This window comes from Thauera mechernichensis (assembly GCF_029588855.1).
In the GTDB taxonomy this organism is placed as follows: domain Bacteria; phylum Pseudomonadota; class Gammaproteobacteria; order Burkholderiales; family Rhodocyclaceae; genus Thauera; species Thauera mechernichensis.
In genome coordinates, this window is the sequence record NZ_JARQZE010000003.1 from 326,163 (window position 1) to 346,000 (window position 19,838).

At 67.5% G+C, this 19,838-nt stretch carries 16 protein-coding genes; 5 read left to right on the plus strand and 11 right to left on the minus strand.

Going from position 1 to position 19,838, the window contains the following annotated elements; translation table 11 throughout:
- Positions 1–4: 4 nt before the first annotated feature.
- From P7F68_RS06495 to atzF, 3 genes are all read left to right on the plus strand, one after another.
- Entirely contained in the window at positions 5–655 is a 651-nt protein-coding gene (locus P7F68_RS06495) for an urea amidolyase associated protein UAAP2 (protein WP_277831670.1), read from the plus strand.
- A gap of 95 nt (positions 656–750) precedes the next feature.
- On the plus strand, positions 751–4,353 hold the full coding sequence (uca, locus tag P7F68_RS06500) for an urea carboxylase (RefSeq protein WP_277831672.1): 3,603 nt from the start codon (positions 751–753) through the stop codon (positions 4,351–4,353).
- A complete protein-coding gene (gene atzF, locus P7F68_RS06505; RefSeq protein ID WP_277831675.1) occupies positions 4,350–6,209 on the plus strand; it encodes an allophanate hydrolase in 1,860 nt (619 codons plus the stop codon). The genes uca and atzF overlap by 4 nt, the downstream gene beginning before the upstream one ends.
- Positions 6,210–6,281: 72 nt before the next feature.
- Here atzF and P7F68_RS06510 read toward each other — a convergent pair whose 3' ends face one another.
- The 6 genes from P7F68_RS06510 to thrH form a co-directional block, all read right to left on the minus strand.
- Positions 6,282–6,626: a cupin domain-containing protein gene (locus tag P7F68_RS06510; RefSeq protein WP_002937971.1), complete on the minus strand. Its 345-nt coding sequence runs from the start codon at positions 6,624–6,626 to the stop codon at positions 6,282–6,284.
- An 8-nt stretch (positions 6,627–6,634) separates the two neighbouring features.
- Positions 6,635–7,126: a thioesterase family protein gene (locus P7F68_RS06515; RefSeq protein ID WP_002937980.1), complete on the minus strand. Its 492-nt coding sequence runs from the start codon at positions 7,124–7,126 to the stop codon at positions 6,635–6,637.
- Positions 7,127–7,189: 63 nt separating this feature from the next.
- A complete protein-coding gene (locus tag P7F68_RS06520) occupies positions 7,190–8,986 on the minus strand; it encodes an acyl-CoA dehydrogenase C-terminal domain-containing protein (protein ID WP_002937983.1) in 1,797 nt (598 codons plus the stop codon).
- A 228-nt stretch (positions 8,987–9,214) separates the two neighbouring features.
- The gene (locus tag P7F68_RS06525; RefSeq protein ID WP_002928724.1) at positions 9,215–10,636 is read right to left on the minus strand and encodes an aspartate kinase; all 1,422 of its coding nucleotides are present in this window, start codon (positions 10,634–10,636) and stop codon (positions 9,215–9,217) included.
- 110 nt (positions 10,637–10,746) lie between these two features.
- Positions 10,747–11,622 carry a formyltetrahydrofolate deformylase gene (gene purU / locus P7F68_RS06530; RefSeq protein ID WP_002928722.1) on the minus strand — a complete coding sequence of 292 codons (876 nt, stop codon included), beginning with the start codon at positions 11,620–11,622 and terminating at the stop codon, positions 10,747–10,749.
- Positions 11,623–11,636: 14 nt separating this feature from the next.
- A complete protein-coding gene (thrH, locus tag P7F68_RS06535; protein ID WP_002928719.1) occupies positions 11,637–12,248 on the minus strand; it encodes a bifunctional phosphoserine phosphatase/homoserine phosphotransferase ThrH in 612 nt (203 codons plus the stop codon).
- Between the two features lie 199 nt (positions 12,249–12,447).
- On the opposite strand from thrH, the gene P7F68_RS06540 reads away from it, so the two are divergent.
- A complete protein-coding gene (locus P7F68_RS06540; RefSeq protein WP_277831684.1) occupies positions 12,448–13,659 on the plus strand; it encodes an HD-GYP domain-containing protein in 1,212 nt (403 codons plus the stop codon).
- Between the two features lie 13 nt (positions 13,660–13,672).
- Here the strand turns inward: P7F68_RS06540 and P7F68_RS06545 are convergent, their stop codons facing one another.
- Positions 13,673–15,604: an ATP-binding cassette domain-containing protein gene (locus P7F68_RS06545; protein ID WP_270068623.1), complete on the minus strand. Its 1,932-nt coding sequence runs from the start codon at positions 15,602–15,604 to the stop codon at positions 13,673–13,675.
- Positions 15,605–15,690: 86 nt separating this feature from the next.
- Between P7F68_RS06545 and P7F68_RS06550 the strand changes: the two genes are divergently transcribed.
- On the plus strand, positions 15,691–16,410 hold the full coding sequence (locus P7F68_RS06550) for a hypothetical protein (protein ID WP_277831688.1): 720 nt from the start codon (positions 15,691–15,693) through the stop codon (positions 16,408–16,410).
- A gap of 8 nt (positions 16,411–16,418) precedes the next feature.
- On the opposite strand, the gene P7F68_RS06555 is transcribed toward P7F68_RS06550, so the two are convergent.
- From P7F68_RS06555 to P7F68_RS06570, 4 genes are all read right to left on the minus strand, one after another.
- Positions 16,419–17,024 carry a 2-hydroxychromene-2-carboxylate isomerase gene (locus P7F68_RS06555; protein ID WP_002931175.1) on the minus strand — a complete coding sequence of 202 codons (606 nt, stop codon included), beginning with the start codon at positions 17,022–17,024 and terminating at the stop codon, positions 16,419–16,421.
- Positions 17,025–17,063: 39 nt separating this feature from the next.
- Complete coding sequence (locus P7F68_RS06560) at positions 17,064–17,948, minus strand: DMT family transporter (protein ID WP_002937994.1); 885 nt, start codon at positions 17,946–17,948, stop codon at positions 17,064–17,066.
- A gap of 103 nt (positions 17,949–18,051) precedes the next feature.
- Entirely contained in the window at positions 18,052–18,924 is an 873-nt protein-coding gene (locus P7F68_RS06565; protein WP_002937999.1) for a DUF6279 family lipoprotein, read from the minus strand.
- 131 nt (positions 18,925–19,055) lie between these two features.
- Positions 19,056–19,814, minus strand: coding sequence for a Z-ring associated ZapG family protein (locus P7F68_RS06570; RefSeq protein WP_002938005.1), 759 nt, complete (start codon positions 19,812–19,814; stop codon positions 19,056–19,058).
- Positions 19,815–19,838: the final 24 nt, after the last annotated feature.

Sequence of the window (19,838 nt, forward strand, 5' to 3'; positions counted from 1 at the left end):
CACCATGAGCACACTCACCGCCAGCGCACTCGCGCCCGAAACCGCCGTCGCCCGTCACGTGATCCCTGCCGGCGAGCCCTGGGTGGGCGAAGTCAAGGCCGGCCAGATCGTCCGTCTGCTCGATCTGGAGGGCAACCAGGCCGTCGACACCTTGTTCTACAGCGCAGCCAACCCGCGCGAGCGCTACGACCCCCAGCGCACCCTGCGCCGCCAGGCCAGCATCTACCTGAGTACCGGCACAGTGCTGTACTCCAACCTGGGCAACCCGCTGCTGACCATCGTCGCCGACACCTGCGGTCGCCACGACACCCTGGGTGGCGCCTGCGCGCAGGAGAGCAACACCGTGCGCTACGCGCTCGACAAGCTGCACATGCACGCCTGCCGCGACAACTTCCTGTGCGGTTGCCTGCATGACGGTCGTCTGGACAAGGGCGACATCGGTGCCAACATCAACTTCTTCATGAACGTGCCGGTCACGCCGGAAGGCGGGCTGAGCTTCGAAGACGGCATCTCCGCCGCGGGCAAGTATGTGGAACTGCGCGCCGAAATGGACGTGATCGTGCTGATTTCCAACTGCCCGCAGTTGAACAACCCGTGCAACGGCTACAACCCTACCCCGGCCGAAGTCCTGATCTGGGACGCCGCCGCGCGCTGACACCCCTGGCTGCCTGCAGCCCCACGGGGGACGACCCCCGCGGCACCGATCCGGGCGGGACGACCCGCCGCAGCTCGACTCCATCGGGTGAATCCATGTTCGACAAAGTCCTGATCGCCAACCGCGGCGCGATTGCCTGCCGCATCCTGCGCACCCTCAAGGCCCTGGGCACGACCGGGGTGGCGGTGTATTCCGAAGCCGACGCCGCCAGCCGCCATCTGATCGAAGCCGACGAGGCCCACAGCCTGGGTGAAGGCGCGGCGGCGCAGACCTATCTTGCGGTGGACAAGCTCCTCGCCATCGCCCTTGAGCGCGGCGTCGGCGCCATCCACCCCGGCTACGGCTTTCTGTCAGAGAACGCCGCCTTCGCCGAACGCTGCGAGGCCGCCGGCATCGCCTTCATCGGCCCCACCCCCGAACAACTGCGGGTGTTCGGCCTCAAGCACACCGCACGCGCGCTGGCCAAGACCCATGGCGTGCCCATGCTCGAAGGCACCGGGCTGCTCGCCTCGGTGGACGAGGCCCTCGCCGCCGCCACCACCGTCGGCTACCCGGTCATGCTCAAGAGCACCGCGGGCGGCGGTGGCATCGGCATGCGCGTGTGCTGGGACGCCGCTGAACTCGCGCAGCAGTTCGACGCGGTGCGCCGCCTGGGCGAGAACAACTTCTCCGACGCCGGAGTTTTCATCGAGAAATACATCGAACGCGCCCGCCACCTGGAGGTGCAGGTGTTCGGCGACGGCGCGGGCGAAGTGATCGCGCTCGGCGTTCGCGACTGCTCGGTGCAACGCCGCAACCAGAAGGTGCTGGAAGAAACACCGGCGCCGAACCTGCCTGCAGGCACGGCCGAGGCGCTGTGCGAAGCCGCGGTGCGACTGGCACGCGCGGTGAACTATCGCTCAGCCGGCACGGTGGAATTCGTGTACGACAGCGCGGCCGGCGCCTTCTACTTCCTCGAGGTGAACACCCGCCTGCAGGTGGAACATGGCGTCACCGAGCAAGTCTGGGGTGTGGACCTGGTGGCGTGGATGGTGCAACTCGCCGCCGGCGAACTGCCGCCGCTGGCCGAGCTTGCGGCCGGCCTGCGGCCGCGCGGCCACGCCATCCAGGCGCGACTGTACGCCGAAGACCCGGGTCGCGACTTTCAGCCCTGCCCCGGCCTGCTGACGGCGGTGGACTTTCCGCCCGCCGACGGCCAGGCGCTGCGCATCGACACCTGGGTGGAGGCCGGCTGCGAGATCCCGCCGTACTTCGATCCCATGATCGCCAAGCTGATCACCCACGCCGACGACCGCAAGGCGGCCATCGCTGGCCTGGATGAGGCACTCGCCTCCAGCCGCCTGTATGGTGTCGAGACAAACCGCGACTACCTGCGCCAGATCCTCGCCGATGCGCCTTTCGCCAGCGGCCAGCCGTGGACGCGCTGCCTGGAGGGCCTGCGCTACCGCAGCCACAGCATCGAGTTCATCACTGCCGGCACCCAGACCACCGTGCAGGACTGGCCGGGGCGGCTGGGCTACTGGGCCGTGGGTGTGCCTCCCTCCGGTCCGATGGACGACCGCGCCCTGCGCCTGGGTAACCGCCTGCTTGGCAATCCGGAAGGCGCCGCGGCGCTCGAAATCACCATGAGTGGGCCGGTGCTGCGCTTCAACTGCGATGCCGTGGTGGCAGTCACCGGCGCAGACATTCCGCTCGCCCTCGATGACCAGCCGCAACCGATGAACACGGCCATCTTCATTCCGGCCGGCAGCCGCCTGGTCTTCGGCACCATCGCCGGCAGCGGCACCCGCAGCTACCTGTGCGTGCGCGGTGGCCTCGACGTGCCGGCTTATCTGGGTAGCCAAAGCACCTTCACCCTCGGCCAGTTCGGCGGCCATGGCGGCCGCGCGCTGCGCGGCGGTGACGTACTGCACCTGTTCCCGCTGAGCGAGTCCGCCGCCGGCAGCAGCCTGCCCGCCACGCTGACCCCGGCCCTGCCGGCCGTACGCGAGCTACGCGTGATCTACGGTCCGCACGGCGCGCCCGAGTACTTCAGCCCGGCCTACATCGAGCGCTTCTTCGCCACCGACTGGGAGGTGCATTTCAACTCCAGCCGCACCGGCGTGCGCCTGATCGGCCCCAAGCCGGAATGGGCACGCGACAGCGGCGGCGAGGCCGGGCTGCACCCGTCCAACATCCACGACAACCCCTACGCGGTCGGCGCGGTGGACTTCACCGGCGACATGCCGGTCATCCTCGGCCCCGACGGCCCCAGCCTGGGCGGCTTCGTCTGCCCGGTGACGGTGATCGAGGCCGACCTGTGGCAGCTCGGCCAGCTGAAGGCCGGCGACAAGCTGCGCTTCGTGCCGGTGGCACTCGCTACTGCTCGTGAGCTCGCGGGTGCCCGGCAGGCCGAGGCGCACACCCTCGCCCAGCCCTACCCGGCATATAGCGCGCCCATCACGCCCGCTTCGCCCATCGTGCTCGAACTCGGCGAAGCCGACACCCGGCTGGTGGCGCGCCTTTCCGGCGACACCCACCTGCTGCTGGAGATCGGCCCGGCCGAACTCGACCTCGTGCTGCGCTTCCGCGCCCACGCGCTGATGCAGGCGATCGAGGCCCTTGGCCTGGACGGCCTGGTCGATCTCACCCCCGGCATCCGCTCACTGCAACTGCACTACCGGCCGGAGACCCTGCCGCTGGCCGAACTGCTCGAGCGCATCGCAGCGCTATGGGCGGGCGTTTGCGCCCAGGACGACCTGGAAGTGCCCTCGCGCATCGTGCATCTGCCGCTGTCCTGGGATGACCCCGCCTGCCGCCTGGCGATCGAGAAATACATGACCACGGTGCGCAAGGACGCCCCCTGGTGCCCGAGCAATCTGGAGTTCATCCGCCGCATCAACGACCTGCCCGATCTCGACGCGGTGCAGCGCACGGTGTTCGAGGCGAGCTACCTGGTGATGGGCCTGGGCGACGTCTACCTGGGTGCGCCGGTGGCCACGCCGCTCGACCCGCGTCACCGCCTGGTCACCACCAAGTACAACCCGGCGCGCACCTGGACCGCCGAGAACTCGGTCGGCATCGGTGGCGCCTATCTATGCATCTACGGCATGGAAGGGCCGGGCGGCTATCAGTTCGTCGGCCGCACGCTGCAGATGTGGAACCGCTACCGCGCCGTGGCCGCCTTCGACGGCAAGCCCTGGCTGTTGCGCTTCTTCGACCAGATCCGCTTCCACCCGGTGTCGGCCGAGGCGCTGCTGCGCATCCGCCACGACTTCCCGCTCGGCCGCCACGCGATCGAGATCGAGCCGAGCACGCTGCGCCTTTCAGACTACCAGGCCTTCCTCGCCCGCGAAGCCGACGGCATCGCCGCCTTCCGCGCCCAGCAGCGCGCCGCCTTCGACGCCGAGCGCGAACGCTGGATCGCCAGCGGCCAGGCCCATTTCGAGGCTGAGGACGTCGCCCCCGACCTGGGCGAGGATGCGGCACTCGGCCACGGCGAGCACGGCATCGAGAGCCACATCGCCGGCAACCTGTGGCAGGTCCGGGTAGAGGCCGGCCAGCGCGTCAGCGCAGGCGACACGCTGGTCGTGCTCGAGTCGATGAAGATGGAGATCCCCCTCACCGCGCCACGCGACGGCATCGTCAAAGAGGTCCGTGTGCAGCCCGGCTCGCCGGTACGCGCCGGCCAACGCGTCCTGATCCTGGAGGAAGCATGAACACCCCGCAGCTCGACCAAGCCCTCGGCGATCCCTTCGGCCATTCCCTCAGCCACCCCTTCGACCTGCGTCTCGACGCCCTGCTTGCCGCCTATCGCGACGGCCGCATAGAGCCGCGCGGCCTGATCGGCGCGCTGCGCACCCGCGCGCTCGCGCTCAACGCGGAGTACCGGCTGTTCATCCACGTGCTCGACGAAGCCGAACTCGAGCCCTATCTCGCCGCGCTCGAGCATCAGTCGCCAGCCGACTTGCCCCTGTTCGGCATCCCCTTCGCCATCAAGGACAACATCGACCTTGCCGGCATCCCGACCACCGCCGCCTGCCCGGCGTTCGCCTACACGCCGGCACGCTCGGCGACCGTGATCGAGCGCCTCGTCACGCTCGGCGCCATCCCCATCGGCAAGGCCAACCTCGACCAGTTCGCCACCGGGCTCAACGGCACCCGCTCACCCTATGGTGCCTGCCGCAATGCGCTGCTGCCCGACTACCCCGCGGGTGGCTCGAGTGCCGGTTCGGCGCTGGCCGTTGCCCTTGGCGTCGCGAGTTTTGCGCTCGGCACCGACACCGCGGGCTCCGGCCGGGTGCCGGCCGCCTTCAACAACCTGGTCGGCACCAAGCCCTCGCGCGGCCTGCTGTCGACCGCCGGCGTCGTGCCGGCCTGCCGCACACTGGACTGCGTCACCTTCTTCACCGCCACCGCCAGCGAGGCGTCCCGCCTGCTGGGTCTGTGCGCTGGCCTTGATGCGCTCGACCCCTACAGCCGCCACAACCCGTCCTGGAACCACGTCACCGCCTTCGGCACGCCGCTGCCCTTCCGCTTCGGCGTGCCGCGCCCCGCGGACCTCGAGTTCTTCGGCTGCACGGAGGGGCCGGCGCTGTTCGCCAGCGCCATCGAGCGGCTGCGCGCAATCGGCGGCGAGGCCGTGGAGATCGACTTCACGCCCTTCCTCGAGGCTGCCCGCCTGCTCTACGAGGGCCCCTGGGTGGCCGAGCGCTACAGTGTGGTCGGCCCTCTCATGGAGCGCACGCCGGACGCGGTGCTACCGGTGATCCGGGCTGTGCTCGCCAAGGCACCAGGCGCGACCGCAGTCCAGACCTTCGAGGCCCAGTACCGCCTGCAGGCCTACAAGGCACGCTGTGACGCACTGCTCGCCGAGCTCGACTGCGTGCTCACACCCACCATCGGTCGCCCGGTGACACTGGCCGAACTCGCAGCCGAACCGGTGCTGCGCAACAGCGACCTCGGCCATTACACGAACTTCATGAACCTGCTCGACTACGCGGCCGTGGCCGTGCCCAGCGCAGTGATGAAGAGCGCGCTGCCCTGGGGCGTTACCCTGTTCGGCCGCGCCTTCACCGACCAATACCTGCTCTCGCTCGCCGACGCTTTCCAGCGCATCCAGGCCGAGCTGCCGCTCACCGGGGGGCACGCGTTCGACACCCCCCGCCCCGTCGGCCGCGCCCAGCACGACCGGCTCGCCATCGTCGTGTGCGGCGCCCACCTGCAAGGCCTGGCGCTGAACCACCAGCTCACCACACGCGGGGCACGGCTGCTCGAACGCACTGTCAGCAGTCCGCACTACCGGCTCTACGCGCTGGCCGGCGGCCCACCGCTGCGCCCCGGGATGGTCAGGGTGGCCGAAGACGGGTGCGCCATCGAGGTGGAGGTGTGGGAACTGCCCGCTGCCGAGTTCGGCAGCTTCCTGGCCGGCATCCCGAGCCCGCTCGGGCTCGGGAAGGTCGAACTGGCGGACGGCCGCTGGGAGATCGGCTTCATCTGCGAGCCCTCAGGCATCGCCGGTGCGACCGAGATCAGCCACTTCGGTGGCTGGCGGGGTTACCTGGCAAGCCGGTAAGGAGAGATGCAGCGAGCCGTCTCGGCCTCGGAGACGGCCGGCGTCGCTCCGCCCCCCAACGGGCTGCGCAACTCAGCCCGATGCTGTGCAATGCACCGCCAGCCATAGCGCATCCGCACTGGTTGACGCCACCCTGTGCCGGCAGTGCGCAGGCAAGGCAAGCCAGTCGCCTGCGGTGAGTGCGATCGTGTCGCCGCCGTCGAACTCGAGCACAGCCTCGCCAGCGAGCAGCGCTACCCACTCGTCCCAGGCCTGGTCGTACCACTCGCCGGAGGCGCTTGCATGGCCGTGGGAGACAATGCGCTCGATCCGGCAGGCCGGGTTGGCGAACAGGGTCTGGAAGATCTCGCCGCCGGCGGGCGGCGGCAGCGCGGCAGCGAGCTTGCCGCGCTGGATGGTGGCAACAGGCGCACTCATCGCACCGCTCACGACACGATGTAGGCCGCCGAGCCGGTGGCGAGCAGCTTGCCATCGGCGGCGAGAAAGCCCATCCGCGTCGAGGCGACGCGCGACCCCAGGCGCAGCACCTCGGCCTCCATGCGGAAGGACTCACCGATACCGGGGCGCAGGTAATCGACCCGCAGGTCGATGGTTCCAAGACGGGAGAAACGGTGCAGGCGCTGCAGAACCGGCTCGTCCAGATGACGGGCGCCGATCGCCCCCATCACCGCCAGGCCGCCCATGGCGTCGAGGCAGGCCGATATGACCCCGCCGTGGATGCGGTTGTGCAGATAGTGTCCCACCAGTTCCGGGCGCATCTCGATGCGCCCGGTGGCACGTACGCCATCGATGTCCTCGATGCGCAGGCCCATCAGCGCATTGAATGCGATATTGCGCTCGAAAATCTCGCGCACACCGGCGATGAACCCGGGCTCGAACTGAACCGGGCTTTCGTTTGTACTCGTGCTCTTCGACATCTGTAAGCCATCTCTCCTCGAGTGCTGCGGGCCGGAGGGCGGATGCCCCCCGGTTACCCGGCATCAGGCCAGTGCGGCATCCGTATCCATCAGCGCCGCGCTGCCCGCACGCGCAGCACGCATCAGCATCGCCGTCTCCGGGAACAGGCGGGCGAAGTAGAAGCGTGCGGTCTGCAGCTTGGCAGTGTAGAACGGGTCGGTGCTGCCGGCGGCGAGCTTCTTGAGCGCGACCGCGGCCATCAGCGCGAAGAAGTAGCCGAACACCAGGTGCCCAGCCACGCGCAGGTAAGGCACCGCGGCGGCTCCCGCCTCATCCGGGTCCTGCAAGGCCTTGGCGCCGATCTCGGTGGTGAACTTGATCATCTGCTCGGCAAGTTGCGCGAGCGGGCTGATGAACTCCGACATCTTTTCATTGCCCCCCTCTTCGCGCAGCAGCGCGCCCACCATGCGGCCGAACTTCTGCAGTGTGGCGCCGTTGTTGCCAAGCACCTTGCGTCCGAGCAGGTCCAGGCTCTGCACGGTGTTGGTACCCTCGTAGATCATGTTGATGCGGGCATCGCGCACGAACTGCTCCATGCCCCACTCCTTGATGTAGCCGTGGCCACCGAAGACCTGCATGCACTCGTTGGTGGCGGCAAAGCCGTTGTCGGTGACGAAGGCCTTGGCGATAGGGGTCAGCAGCGCAAGCAGCTCGGCGCTGTCCTGGCGCACTTGTTCGTCAGGGTGGTGCAGTTCCTTGTCCGACAGCACCGCGCAGAAGCACAGCAGCGCGCGCGCACCTTCGGCATAGGCCTTGGCGGTAAGCAGCATGCGGCGTACATCGGGATGCACGATGATCGGGTCTGCCGGCTTGTCGGTGGCCTTGGGGCCGGTGAGGCTGCGCATCTGGATGCGCTCCCTGGCGTAGGCAAGCGCGTTCTGGAAGGCAACCTCGGTCAGCCCCAGGCTCTGGTTGCCTACGCCCAGGCGGGCGGCGTTCATCATCACGAACATGGCCTGCAAGCCCTTGTTGGGCTCGCCCACCAGCGTTCCGATCGCGTTCTCGAGCACCATCTGGCAGGTGGCATTGCCGTGGATGCCCATCTTGTGCTCGAGGCCGCCGCAGAAGATGCCGTTGCGCGCGCCGAGGGAGCTGTCGCCGTTGATCAGGTACTTGGGCACGATGAAGAGCGAGATGCCCTTGCTGCCTACCGGCGCGTCGGGCAGGCGGGCCAGCACCAGATGGACGATGTTGGCGGCGAGATCGTGCTCGCCCGCGCTGATGAAGATCTTCTCGCCGCTGATGCGGTAGGTGCCGTCACCCTGCGGCTCCGCCTTGGTGCGCAACAGCCCGAGATCGGTACCGCAATGTGGCTCGGTCAGGCACATGGTGCCGGTCCATTCGCCGCTGGTCAGCTTCGGCAGGTACAGCGCCTTCTGGGCGGGCGAGCCATGCGCGTGCAAGGCCTCGTAGGCGCCGTGCGACAGGCCGGGATACATCGTCCAGGCCTGGTTGGCGCTATTGAGCATCTCGTACAGGCACTGGTTGAGGACCAGGGGCAGGCCCTGGCCGCCGTGCTCGGGATCGCAGGCCAGCGAAGGCCAGCCGCCGGCGACGTACTGCGCGTAGGCCTCCTTGAAACCGGCGGGTGCGCGCACCTCGTGCGTGGCACGATCGAGCTTGCAACCTTCGCTGTCGCCTCCGACGTTGAGCGGAAAGGTCACCTCGGCGGCGAACTTCCCCGCCTCCTCGAGCACGGCGTTGAAGGTGTCGACATCGAGCTCGGCGTGCGGCGGGCAGGCCTGGAGCTGGCCGACGGCGTCGATGACCTCGTGCAGCACGAACTGCATGTCGCGCAAGGGCGGGGCGTACTGGGGCATTGCGTATCTCCTCCGGGTGGTGTCGGGCGACCGGCCTGCACGAGGGCAGACTCAATCAAACGTTCGTTTTATTTTATACGGACATAAGCCCGAGTCAAACGATCGTTTGAACTCTGCCGCCTCTGCGGCCTGCCTCTGCACTCTCCGCCCCCGGAAACGATCGAGGCGACCCGCAGGTCGCCTCGATCATGCCGCTTTGCCACTGCAGTCCAGGCTGCAGTGCGGGGTTCAAGCACGCGGGACCGGCACTCCGGGGCTGACACACAGCGTGTGGTTGAGGGCGATGATCGCGTTCTTGTAGTCACTGCGCTCGATGATGAACTGCATGTTCACCTGGCGCAGCGTCTGCGACACGCAGTTCACGTTCACCTGTGCATCGGCCAGGGCCTGGGCGGCGCGCGCGAGCACGCCCGGAATGCTGATGTTCGAACCGATCGCGCACACGATCGCGCTCGGCTTGACGGTGACCACCTCGTAGCGCGCCTCGAGTTCGGCGACCAGCGCCGGCGTCACCGAGCTTTCCCACAGCACATGGGCAATGGAGTTGGCATTGGTGGCCTTGAGGATGTAGGAGATGCCGTGCCGGCAGAAGATCTCCATGATGCCCAGGTCAAAGCCGACCGTGCCCACCATGCTCGGATCGTGAATCTCGACCAGGGTGACCTTGTCGCTGCCGGTCACCATCTCGACGCGGGCGCGCTCGCCGACGTAGTCCTTGGTGATCAGCGTACCGGGATGCTCGGGCTCGAAGGTGTTCTTGAGGCGGATGGGAATACCGGCAAGTTCCATCGGCTTGGCCGCCTTGGGGTGGATCGCCTCCATGCCGACATCGGCGAGCTGATCGGCGACGTCGTAGTTGGTGGCGCCCACGACCACCGCGTTCTCCAGGCCGACAATGTTGGGGTCGGCAGAGGACAGGTGGAACTCCTTGTGGATGACGGCTTCTGCCGGGCGCACCTCGACCGCGATCTTGCTGAAGGTGACCTCGGAGTAGCCGCGGTCGAACTCGCGCATGATGCCTTCCGTGCCCTTGGTGTAGCCAGTGGCGACAATCACGTTGCCGGCGATGTCCAGGCCCTTGAAGCTGTTGTGGATGCGCTCGTCGATGGTCCACGCCTCGTCGTCATGGAAGCCGGCGAGGTCGAGCAGGATGGCCTTGATCCCCTTGGCCTTGAGCATCTCGACGCTGTTGAAGGCGCTGTGCGACTCGCCGATGGAGGCCAGCACCTCGCGCGCAGCCAGCAGGACGTCCTCGCGACGGATGTAGCCGCTGGCGAGCACATGGTGCATCGCGTCGAGGTACTTCTTGACCTCGCCGATGCGCTCATCGACGAAGGCATCGGCCACGTCGAGCGGCAGGCCCAGCTCGGCAAAGCCGGCGTTGAGCTGCTTGAGGCTGACGGCCAGGCCGTCGAGCGCGGCATGGTAGTCAGCGCCGTCGGCAAAGAGGGCGTAGATGCCGGGCTGGCCGGTCTTCTTGTGCTCCAGAAGCTGGTTGGTCACACCCGAGTAAGCCGACACCACGAAGATGCGGCCATAGATCCGGGCGCTGTCGTAGAGCATGATGTGGCGCAGCACGTCGCCGAATGCGGACATCGAGGTGCCGCCGATCTTCTCCACCGAGATCATCTGATTGCCAGGGCTTTGCATGAGGTGAGTTCCAGTTCTGGTTGCGGGCCGATCCAAACCCGTTATCGTATTGTTTCAGCGCAATAAAGGACAGGCCCCGCGCGGGGCTCGGTGCGAACAGCGCGCAGGTTTCAACGGAACACGATGGTCTTGTTGCCGTGCACCAGCACCCGGTCCTCGAGGTGGTAGCGCAGGCCGCGGGCGAGCACGGTCTTCTCGATGTCCTTGCCGTAGCGCACCATGTCCTCGACCGCATCGGAGTGGTCGATGCGGATCACGTCCTGTTCGATGATCGGCCCCTGGTCGAGGTCGGCAGTGACGTAGTGGCAGGTGGCACCGATCAGCTTGACGCCCTTGGCGTAAGCCTGGTGATAGGGCTTGGCACCGACGAAGCTGGGCAGGAAACTGTGGTGGATGTTGATGATGCGTCCCGGATAGGCTGCACACAGCTCAGGCGACAGGATCTGCATGTAGCGCGCCAGCACCATGGTGTCGCCACGCACCTCTTCGAAGATGCGCCGCACCTCGGCGTAGGCGTTCGACTTGTTGTCGGCCGTCACCGGCACATGATGGAAGGGAATGCCGTGCCACTCGACGAAGCCGCGGAAGGTGTCGTGATTGGAGACCACGCACGCAATCTCGATGTCGAGCTCCTTCGATTGCCAGCGCGCGAGCAGGTCGTACAGGCAGTGCTCCTGCTTGCTCACCAGCACCACGACCCGCTTCTTGACCGCCGAATCGGAGATCTTCCATTCCATCTCGAGTTCTTCGGCAAGCGGGCGGAAGCGCTCTCGGAATTCGGCAAGATGGAAGGGCAGGGAGTCGGCCTTGATCTCGATGCGCATGAAGTAGCGCCCAACCTCACCCGCCTCCAGCGGCGGCTCCGCATGCAGCGAGGTCTCGAGGATCCAGCCCTGGTGCTCGGCAATGAAGCCGGAAACCCGGGCGACGATACCGACACGGTCGGGGCAGGAGGCGGAGAGGGTGTAGAAGCGTTCGCGGTGCATATCGGGCAACACGCTCAGCCAGCGCGGGCAAATGCGCGGTCGATCTCGGTGCGCAGTGCAGCGTAATCGCGCACCACCGGGTACTGCGGGAACTCGCGCACCACGTTCTCGGGCGGATGGAACAGGATGCCGCCATGGGCTTCGCCAAGCATCGCGGTATCGTTGTACGAGTCGCCTGCAGCGACGACCTTGAAGTTGAGCTCCTTGAAGCGCTTGACCGCCTCGCGCTTCTGGTCCGGCATGCGCAGGTGGTAGTTCACCAGGATGCCCTCGGCGTTGGCCTCCAGGCTGTGGCAGAACAGCGTGGGCAGGCCGAGCTGCTTCATCAGCGGCTTGGCAAACTCGTAGAAGGTGTCGGACAGGATCACCACCTGATAGGCGTCACGCAGGTCGTCGAGAAAGGCACGCGCCCCCTCCATCGGCCCCATGCTGGCGATGACCTCCTGGATATCGGGCAGGCCGAGCTTCTTCTGCGCCAGGATGTCCAGGCGATACTTCATCAAGGTGTCGTAGTTGGGCTCATCGCGAGTCGTACGGCGCAACTCGGGGATGCCGGTACGTTCGGCGAATTCGATCCAGATTTCGGGGACGAGCACACCTTCGAGGTCGAGACAGACGATACGCACCACGCACTCCAGCTAACAGGTTCGGGAAATCCGGGATTCTAGCAGTGTGTGGCCACGGGGACGTCGGCCGGTCACGAATCGCAAGCCGACCGCAAGGTATCCGTGCAATACTCCTCGACAGGGGCCCTGCGGACCAGTGCCATAACGCATGCCCGTATTGGATAATCTGGGGCACAAGAACTCGCGCGGACGCGATGACGTGATCAAGCCTATCCCCATCTCCAGCCTGAAGCCGGGCGTGTACATCCACGACCTCAAGTGCAGCTGGCTGGAGCACAATTTCCTGCGCAACAGTTTTCTCGTCGGCGACGAGGAGACGGTACGCCGCGTGCGCGAGACCGGCGTCCAGGAAATCCTCATCGACATCAAGCGCGGCATTGACCCCGAAGCGGTCGTCGCGGTCGAACCACCGGCTGTCGAAGCGGCCCCTGCAAGGCCTGAAGCACCGCAACCAGAGGCCGCCCCTGCCGTCGTCGTCGCCGCACGCAAGTCCGGCAGCGAGTTCGAACGCGCACGCGCGCTCAAGGGCGAAGCCAACCTCATCGTGCGCGACATGATGACCGACATCCGCCTCGGCAAGCAGATCGAGCTCGAGAAGATCGAGCCGCTGGTCGAGCGCATCGTCGACTCCATCTTCTGCGAGCCCGACGCCCTCGCGCCTCTGGCCCGCCTCAAGGAACACGACGCCTACACCTTCCAGCACTCGGTTTCGGTGTGTGCGCTGATGGTCGCATTCGCCCGCACCCTCGGACTCGATCGCCCGACGATCCGGGAGATCGCGATCGGCGCCCTGCTGCACGACGTGGGCAAGGCCAAGGTGCCCGACGAGATCCTCAACAAACCGGCAAAGCTCACCGACGCCGAATTCGACAAGATGAAGAGCCACGTCGTGCAGAGCAAGATCATCCTGCAGGCCTCGCCCGGCATCAGCCAGATCGCCCTCGACGTCGCTGCCCAGCACCACGAGCGCTTCGACGGCAGCGGCTACCCGAACAAGCTGCGCGGCGACGAGATCAGCCTCTACGGCCAGATGGGTTCGATCGTGGATGTGTACGACGCCATCACCTCGAACCGCGTCTATCACAAGGGCATGGCGCCCACCGAGGCGCTGCGCAAGCTGCTGAGCTGGACCGACGGCCACTTCAAGCCCGACATGGTCAAGGCCTTCATCCGCTCGGTCGGCATCTATCCCACCGGCGCCCTGGTGCGGCTGGAGAGCCGCCGCCTGGCGGTGGTTCAGTCGCAGAACGACGACAAGCCGATGCAGCCTGTGGTCAAGGTGATCTTTCACACCGCCGGACACTACCTCAAGCCGCAGAACATCGACCTGCGCCGTTCGCAGGACCGCATTGTCAGCCACGAGGACTTCGAAAGCTGGCAGATCGACCCGGTACGCTGGTTGCCGCAATGATCGGCGCCGCGCCTCAATCGGCCGGGATCGCCTCCAGGGCCTCGTTGAGCTCCAGCCAGCGCAGCTCGGCCTCCTCGATGCGCTCGGCAAGCTCCGCCTGACGCTTGTTGAGGGCCGGCACCTCGCCTGCCTGCGGGCCGGTGTAGAGCGCCGGATCGGCAAGCTTCGCATCGATCTCCGCCTTTTCCTTGTTCCAGGCGGTCAGGCGCTTGTCGATCTGCTCCACTTCCTTTACCAGCGGGCGGCGCGCCGCCAGCCGCGCCTGGCGGTCGGCCGCAGCCTGCGCGCGGTCGGCCTTGCGCGCCGCTTTGTCGGCGGCCTGGTCGGGACAAGCCGCTGCGGCGGCAACCTCGGCGCGACGGCTTGCGAGCCAGTCGCGGTAGTCGTCGAGGTCGCCGTCGAAGGGCTGGATGCATCCGCCATCGACCAGCAGGAAGCGGTCGCAGGTGGCGCGCAGCAGCGCACGGTCGTGCGAGACCAGCACCATCGCCCCCTCATAATCCTGCAGCGCCATGGTCAGCGCGTGGCGCATCTCGAGGTCGAGATGGTTGGTGGGCTCGTCGAGCAGCAGCAGGTTGGGGCGCTGCCAGATCAGCAGCGCGAGCGCGAGTCTTGATTTCTCGCCGCCCGAAAACGGGCCGCAAGGCGTGGTCGCCGGGGTGGAGGTCCCGCCCACACCATCGCCGCGGAAGTCGAAACCGCCGAGGTAGTCGCGCAACTCCTGCTCGCGCGTCTGCGGATCGAGGCGGACCATGTGCTGCAGCGCCGACTCGTCCGGGCGCAGCGTTTCCAGTTGATGCTGGGCGAAGTAGCCGGTAGCGAGGCCTTTGCCCTCCAGGCGGCGGCCACCGGCCAGTTGCAGTTCATGCGCCAGCAGCTTGATCAGGGTCGACTTGCCCGCACCGTTGCGCCCCAGCAGACCGACGCGCTCGCCCGGGCGCAGGGTCAGCGTGATGCGCTCAAGCACGGTCTTGTCGCCGTAGCCCACCGCACCGTCCTCGATCTGCAGCAGCGGATCGGGCGCCGGCGGCGCGTCACGGAAGGCAAAGCTGAAGGGCGTGTCCACATGCGCCGCGGCGATGCGCTCCATGCGCTCCAGCGCCTTGATCCGGCTCTGCGCCTGGCGCGCCTTGGTGGCCTTGGCGCGGAAACGGCGGATGTAGTCCTCCATATGCGCGATGTCGCGCTGCTGCTTCTCGAACATCGCCTGCTGCTGGATCAGGCGCTCGCCGCGCTGGCGCTCGAAGTCGGAGTAGCCGCCGGTGTAGAGCGCGAGCTTCTGCTGTTCGATGTGGGCGATATGGGTGACGCAGGCGTCGAGGAACTCGCGATCGTGAGAAATGAGCAGCAAGGTACCGCGGTAATCGCGCAACCACGCCTCCAGCCAGATCACGGCATCGAGGTCGAGGTGGTTGGTGGGCTCGTCGAGCAGCAGCAGGTCGGAGCGGCACATCAGCGCCTGCGCCAGGTTAAGACGCATGCGCCAGCCGCCGGAGAAGTCCGCGACCGGACGCTCGATATCGGACTGCAGGAAACCCAGGCCATCGAGCAGCGCCGCCGCGCGCGCGCGCGCCGAATAGCCCCCGATCTCGTGCAAGCGCGCATGCAGCTCACCGATATGCGACCCGTCGTGGGCCGCCTCGGCCGCGGCCAACTCGGCCTCGATCCGCCGCAATTCGGCGTCGCCATCGAGCACGTAGTCGATTGCCGGCTGTGCAAGACCGGGCGTTTCCTGCGCGACGTGGGCGATCACCCAGCCCGGCGGCATGTCGAGGTCGCCCTGGTCGGGGTGGAGCTGGTCGCGCAGCATGGCGAACAGGCTGGATTTACCGCTGCCATTGGCGCCGGTGAGGCCGACCTTCCAGCCGGGGTGGATCTGCAGCGTAGCGGCCTCGATGAGGACCTTGGCGCCGCGAGCGAGGCGCAGATTGCGAAGACTGATCACGAACGGATACACGGCTTCGGGGCCGCGGGCAGTTGCAAAGGCGCTATTCTACGCGCCAGCCGAATCCTCTCAGGAACACCGTGCGCATGACTCACCTCACCCTGCCCGCTCGCTGCACGCTCAAGCCCGAGCTCCGCTCCACCCTCCGCCGAGCCCTGTTCGCCGCTCTGCTCGGCACCACCACCCTGTCCGCCCTCGCCCAGACGCCGGCCGACGATGCCCGGCGCACCGCCGACCGCGCCCGCATCGGCGCCCTGGAGGCAGAAGGCAAGGCCCTGCGCGCAGAGGCCGAAGCCCGCTTCGCCACCGCCGAGGCGGCCTGCTACGAGCGTTTTCTGGTCAATCGCTGCATCGACCAGGCGCGCAAGGAGCGCATCGAGACCATCCAGCGCGCCCGCGCCGTAGAAGCCGAGGCACGCCGCCTGACCCTGGCCGAACGCCAGCGCACGGCAGAAGCGCTGCTTACCGAAGGCGCGCGGCCGACTGCCGTCGGCAGCATGCAATCGCCCGAAGCGCCGACAGCGCTGCCGCAACTGCCGGCGCTCCAGCCCACCCCACCCAGCCCGGATGCCCGCATCGCCCCGTCGCCGGAGAGCGAACGCATTCGCGCCGAGCGCGAGACGCGCAGCGAGGAGGCTGCGGCCGACGCGGTCCGCCGACGCGCTGCCGCCGATGCCGAACGCGATGCAGCGCGCCAGCGCGCTACCGAGGAGGCCTCCCGCCGCGCGCAGCAAGCCGAACGCGACCGCGACCGCTACGAGGAACGCCAGCGGCGTTACGAGGAAGAACAGGCGCAGAAGAAGTAGCAAGTACCTCAGGCCGCTCCGGCGCACGCCCATGCCAGCGCGTCCTCGAGGCGGTCGTTGCCCCAGAACAGCTCCTCGCCGACGCGAAAGCTCGGCGCACCAAACAAGCCCAGTTCGGCCGCGCGCTCGGTCTGGCAACGCAGCGCCAGCTTGTTGGCATCGGCCTGGGCTCGCGCCATGACTTCATCGGCTGGCAGGCCGAGCGCGCGCAGGATGTCCTCGATCACGGCCGCTTCGCCGATCTCGCGGTCCTCGGCGAAATTGGCCGTCATCACTGCGCGTGCGAAAGGCGCGACCCAGCCGGCCTCGACCCCGACCAGCGCGACCCGCGCCGCCAGCAGGCCATTGCGCGGGAAACGGCTGGGGCGATGGAAGGGCAAGCCCTCCTTCATCGCCAGCCGTTCGAGGTCGCGCCACATGTAGCGCCCCTTGGGGGGGTAGATATTGAAGGGCGAGTCGTTCCAGCCCAGGGCGAGAAACACCGGCCCGAGCAGGAAGGGCTTCCATGCCACCTCCACGCCAGCGGCCTCGGCCACACGCTCGATGCGCATCACAGACAAGTAGGAATAGGTGCTGGCGAACTCGAACCAGAACTCGACGGCGGGGCGGGGCATGGCGCTGACTCCGTTGATTGGCTCCGCCACTATAGAACATCAACGTGGCCGGTTCGCCACCCAGATGCCCGCCCCCACGAGGAAAAGCGCACCGAACACGGCAGGTGTCATCGCCTCGCCCAGCAGCAGCCCGCCCGCGAGCACGCCCATCACCGGCGTCAGGAAGGAAAAGGACGACAGCCGCGTTGCCGGATACTGGCGCACCAGCCAGAACCAGCCCAGGTAGGACATCCCGGCAACGATGAAGGTCTGGAAGAACAGGCTCGCCCACACCAGCGGCGTCGGCGCGAATACGCCGGGCTCGCCGAGCGCGACCGAAAGCAGCGGCAGCACCAGCGCCGACACCGCAAGCTGGTACAGCAGGGTCTTTTCAGCCGACACCCGCGCCAATGCGCTGGCCTTGACGGTCAACGTGGTCGCGGCCCAGAACACCGCCGCCAGCATGATCATCAGGTCACCGATCCAGGCGCGGTCGGTGGGCATGAACAGATGTTCGCCGAACAGCACCAGGATACCGCCGAACGCCAGCGCCATGCCCACCCACTGCGCCCGGCGCATGTGTTCCTGCGGCAGCAGCCAGACCGCGCCGAGGGCGACGAAGAAGGGTGCTGTGTAGAGGAAGATGACCCCGCGCGAGGCCGTTGTGTACTCCAGCCCGAGGAAAATCAACGCAAACTCGGCGGCGAACAGCAGTCCGGCGAGCACACCCGGCACCAGCGTGCCGTCCCGCTCCCCCAGTCGCACCCCGCGCAGGTGGGCCCACAACAGCACGACCACCGTCGCCCCGATCGAGCGCAGTCCGGCCTGCCATACCGGTGAGATGCCCGTGCTGGCGAGCTTGATCGCCACCTGCTGCACACCCCAGATGGTGCAGAACAGCACCATCATGCCAATGGCGAGACGGTCGAGTTCGGTCTTTTGCATGCGTAGTCGCCAGGATGAGAACCCGCGATTATCGACCGGGCGATCTCGAAAGGCGAGCGCGGCGCCAGCCGCGAGCTTTTCGAGGGCGCGCGCCGCGCTCGGCTCAACCCGCGGCGGCCTGCGGCGCTGCGCATGCCAGGCGCTCGAACTGCGCCGCAAGCCCTTCGAGCTCACGCTGCAGCCGCTGGCGCTGAGCCGGCGTGGCCGTATTGAACACCTCGGCAAGCAAGACGAGGCTGCGATCCCGGTTGTGCGCCTGTCGCGCGCGATAACCTGGCGTGGGCTCGTCCTGCACGGGCGCCATGAAGGCGGCGACCCGTGGAGCGAACGCTGCCCCATCTGCCCGTACGCGGAGCGCGTCGAGCACGTCCGCCTGCCAGCGCGCACGCTCGTCCAGCCAGGCCTCGGTCGTCGGCTCGAGGGCATCGCTCCAGACGCCGATCAGCACGCGCTGCTCGGTGGTCAGGCGCCCGAACCAGCGCTGCAAGCGCTTCTCCATGCGTGCGATGCGAGCCTCGCGCTGGGCGGAGTCGTCACCGCCGAGGAACGCCTTGCGCGCCTCGCGCTGACGACGCTCGAAGGCCTGCTGCAACTCATCGACCTGCTCGTCGGACAGCGCCGGCAGCAGCACGCGGGCATCGTCCTCGAGCGCGGCAAGGATCTCCCGCCACCACCCCTCGCCACGCTCGAGATAGGGCAACAGGTCGCTGCTGCCAATACGGTCTGCAGCCAGCGTGGTTTGCGCCTCGCGCAGCGTGGCGGCGTACTCAGCGAGATGGGTGCGGCAATGCCAGTCGAGACGCGCCGACAGTTGGCGGTCGAGCAGGTTGCGCTGGCCGGCATCAAGCATCACATAGTCGCGCAGGTACCAGGGCACCAGCCAGTCGAGCTGGGAATACGCCATGCGAACGCTGCAGCCGCCCAGCACGAAGGCGGCGAACAGTCCGGCAAGCAGGATGCGCGCAAGTGACAGCATGTGCGCTCAGACGCAAGGGCGCCGTCAAAGTTCACGGCCGGCAACTCGCGCTGGATGCCACGCGCCCACTCAGGGGCAGGGACAGGGCCAGCCCGCGCCCTTGCCCCTGCGTGGGCGTACTCGATCCTCGGCTACTTCACGTCCTCGCGCCGCAGCTCGGCATGATGACCGACGACCTCCTCGGCGAGCGGATCGTCGGCGAGTGCAGGCGCTTCGGCCTGCGCGTCCGGCTTTGCTTCCGCCGTCGTGTCCGTCTCCGCCGACTCGGCAGGTACATCGACCGCCACCATCGGGACGCCGTCGTCAGCGCGCTCGCCCGCGGGCGACGCCGCCGCAGCGGGCTGCACGCTCGGGTCCGGAGTTACAAGCTCGTCAGCACCGTCGGTGACCGGCACCGGCTCGGCAGCGGCATCTTCGGCAACGGCTGCACCCGGGGCGGAGCCCTCGTCAGGCGCTGCGGATGCCGCCTCGCCTGTCTGCACACTGGCCGCTGCCACACCTGCAGCACCGGCCGCCGCGGCCAGGCCGGTAGCAGCCAGCAGCTTGTCGCTGCCACCGTCACGGTCATTGCCCACCAGCAATGCGTCCACGCGCTGCTGGAACAGCTCGCGCGCCGAACCCGAGGACAGCTTCTCGTAGCCCGAGGACAGGTGCTCGAACAATTCCTTGTAGGAGCCCGCCATCGACACGAACAGGGTCGCCGTCTTGTCGAAATGGGTGGCGACCTCCTGGCGGTAGGCCTCGATCTCGCCCTTCTGACGCGCGACCTCGGACTCGAGCTCCTCGATACGCGCCTTGCCGGCGCCGAACTGGCGGCCGACGAAGAAGCCGACGACGCCCGTGATCACCACGGCAAAGATGGCGACCAGCCATGCGGTTTGTGCAGTCATTTTTCTTCCCTCCCCTCTTCTTGG

What these genes read in the sequence shown, in the direction of transcription:
- P7F68_RS06495 (WP_277831670.1), top strand. Translation starts at nt 5, where the DNA reads ATGAGCACACTCACCGCCAGCGCACTCGCGCCCGAAACCGCCGTCGCC.
- uca (WP_277831672.1), top strand. Translation starts at nt 751, where the DNA reads ATGTTCGACAAAGTCCTGATCGCCAACCGCGGCGCGATTGCCTGCCGC.
- atzF (WP_277831675.1), top strand. Translation starts at nt 4,350, where the DNA reads ATGAACACCCCGCAGCTCGACCAAGCCCTCGGCGATCCCTTCGGCCAT.
- P7F68_RS06510 (WP_002937971.1), bottom strand. Translation starts at nt 6,626, where the DNA reads ATGAGTGCGCCTGTTGCCACCATCCAGCGCGGCAAGCTCGCTGCCGCG.
- P7F68_RS06515 (WP_002937980.1), bottom strand. Translation starts at nt 7,126, where the DNA reads ATGTCGAAGAGCACGAGTACAAACGAAAGCCCGGTTCAGTTCGAGCCC.
- P7F68_RS06520 (WP_002937983.1), bottom strand. Translation starts at nt 8,986, where the DNA reads ATGCCCCAGTACGCCCCGCCCTTGCGCGACATGCAGTTCGTGCTGCAC.
- P7F68_RS06525 (WP_002928724.1), bottom strand. Translation starts at nt 10,636, where the DNA reads ATGCAAAGCCCTGGCAATCAGATGATCTCGGTGGAGAAGATCGGCGGC.
- purU (WP_002928722.1), bottom strand. Translation starts at nt 11,622, where the DNA reads ATGCACCGCGAACGCTTCTACACCCTCTCCGCCTCCTGCCCCGACCGT.
- P7F68_RS06550 (WP_277831688.1), top strand. Translation starts at nt 15,691, where the DNA reads ATGACTCACCTCACCCTGCCCGCTCGCTGCACGCTCAAGCCCGAGCTC.
- P7F68_RS06555 (WP_002931175.1), bottom strand. Translation starts at nt 17,024, where the DNA reads ATGCCCCGCCCCGCCGTCGAGTTCTGGTTCGAGTTCGCCAGCACCTAT.
- P7F68_RS06560 (WP_002937994.1), bottom strand. Translation starts at nt 17,948, where the DNA reads ATGCAAAAGACCGAACTCGACCGTCTCGCCATTGGCATGATGGTGCTG.
- P7F68_RS06565 (WP_002937999.1), bottom strand. Translation starts at nt 18,924, where the DNA reads ATGCTGTCACTTGCGCGCATCCTGCTTGCCGGACTGTTCGCCGCCTTC.
- P7F68_RS06570 (WP_002938005.1), bottom strand. Translation starts at nt 19,814, where the DNA reads ATGACTGCACAAACCGCATGGCTGGTCGCCATCTTTGCCGTGGTGATC.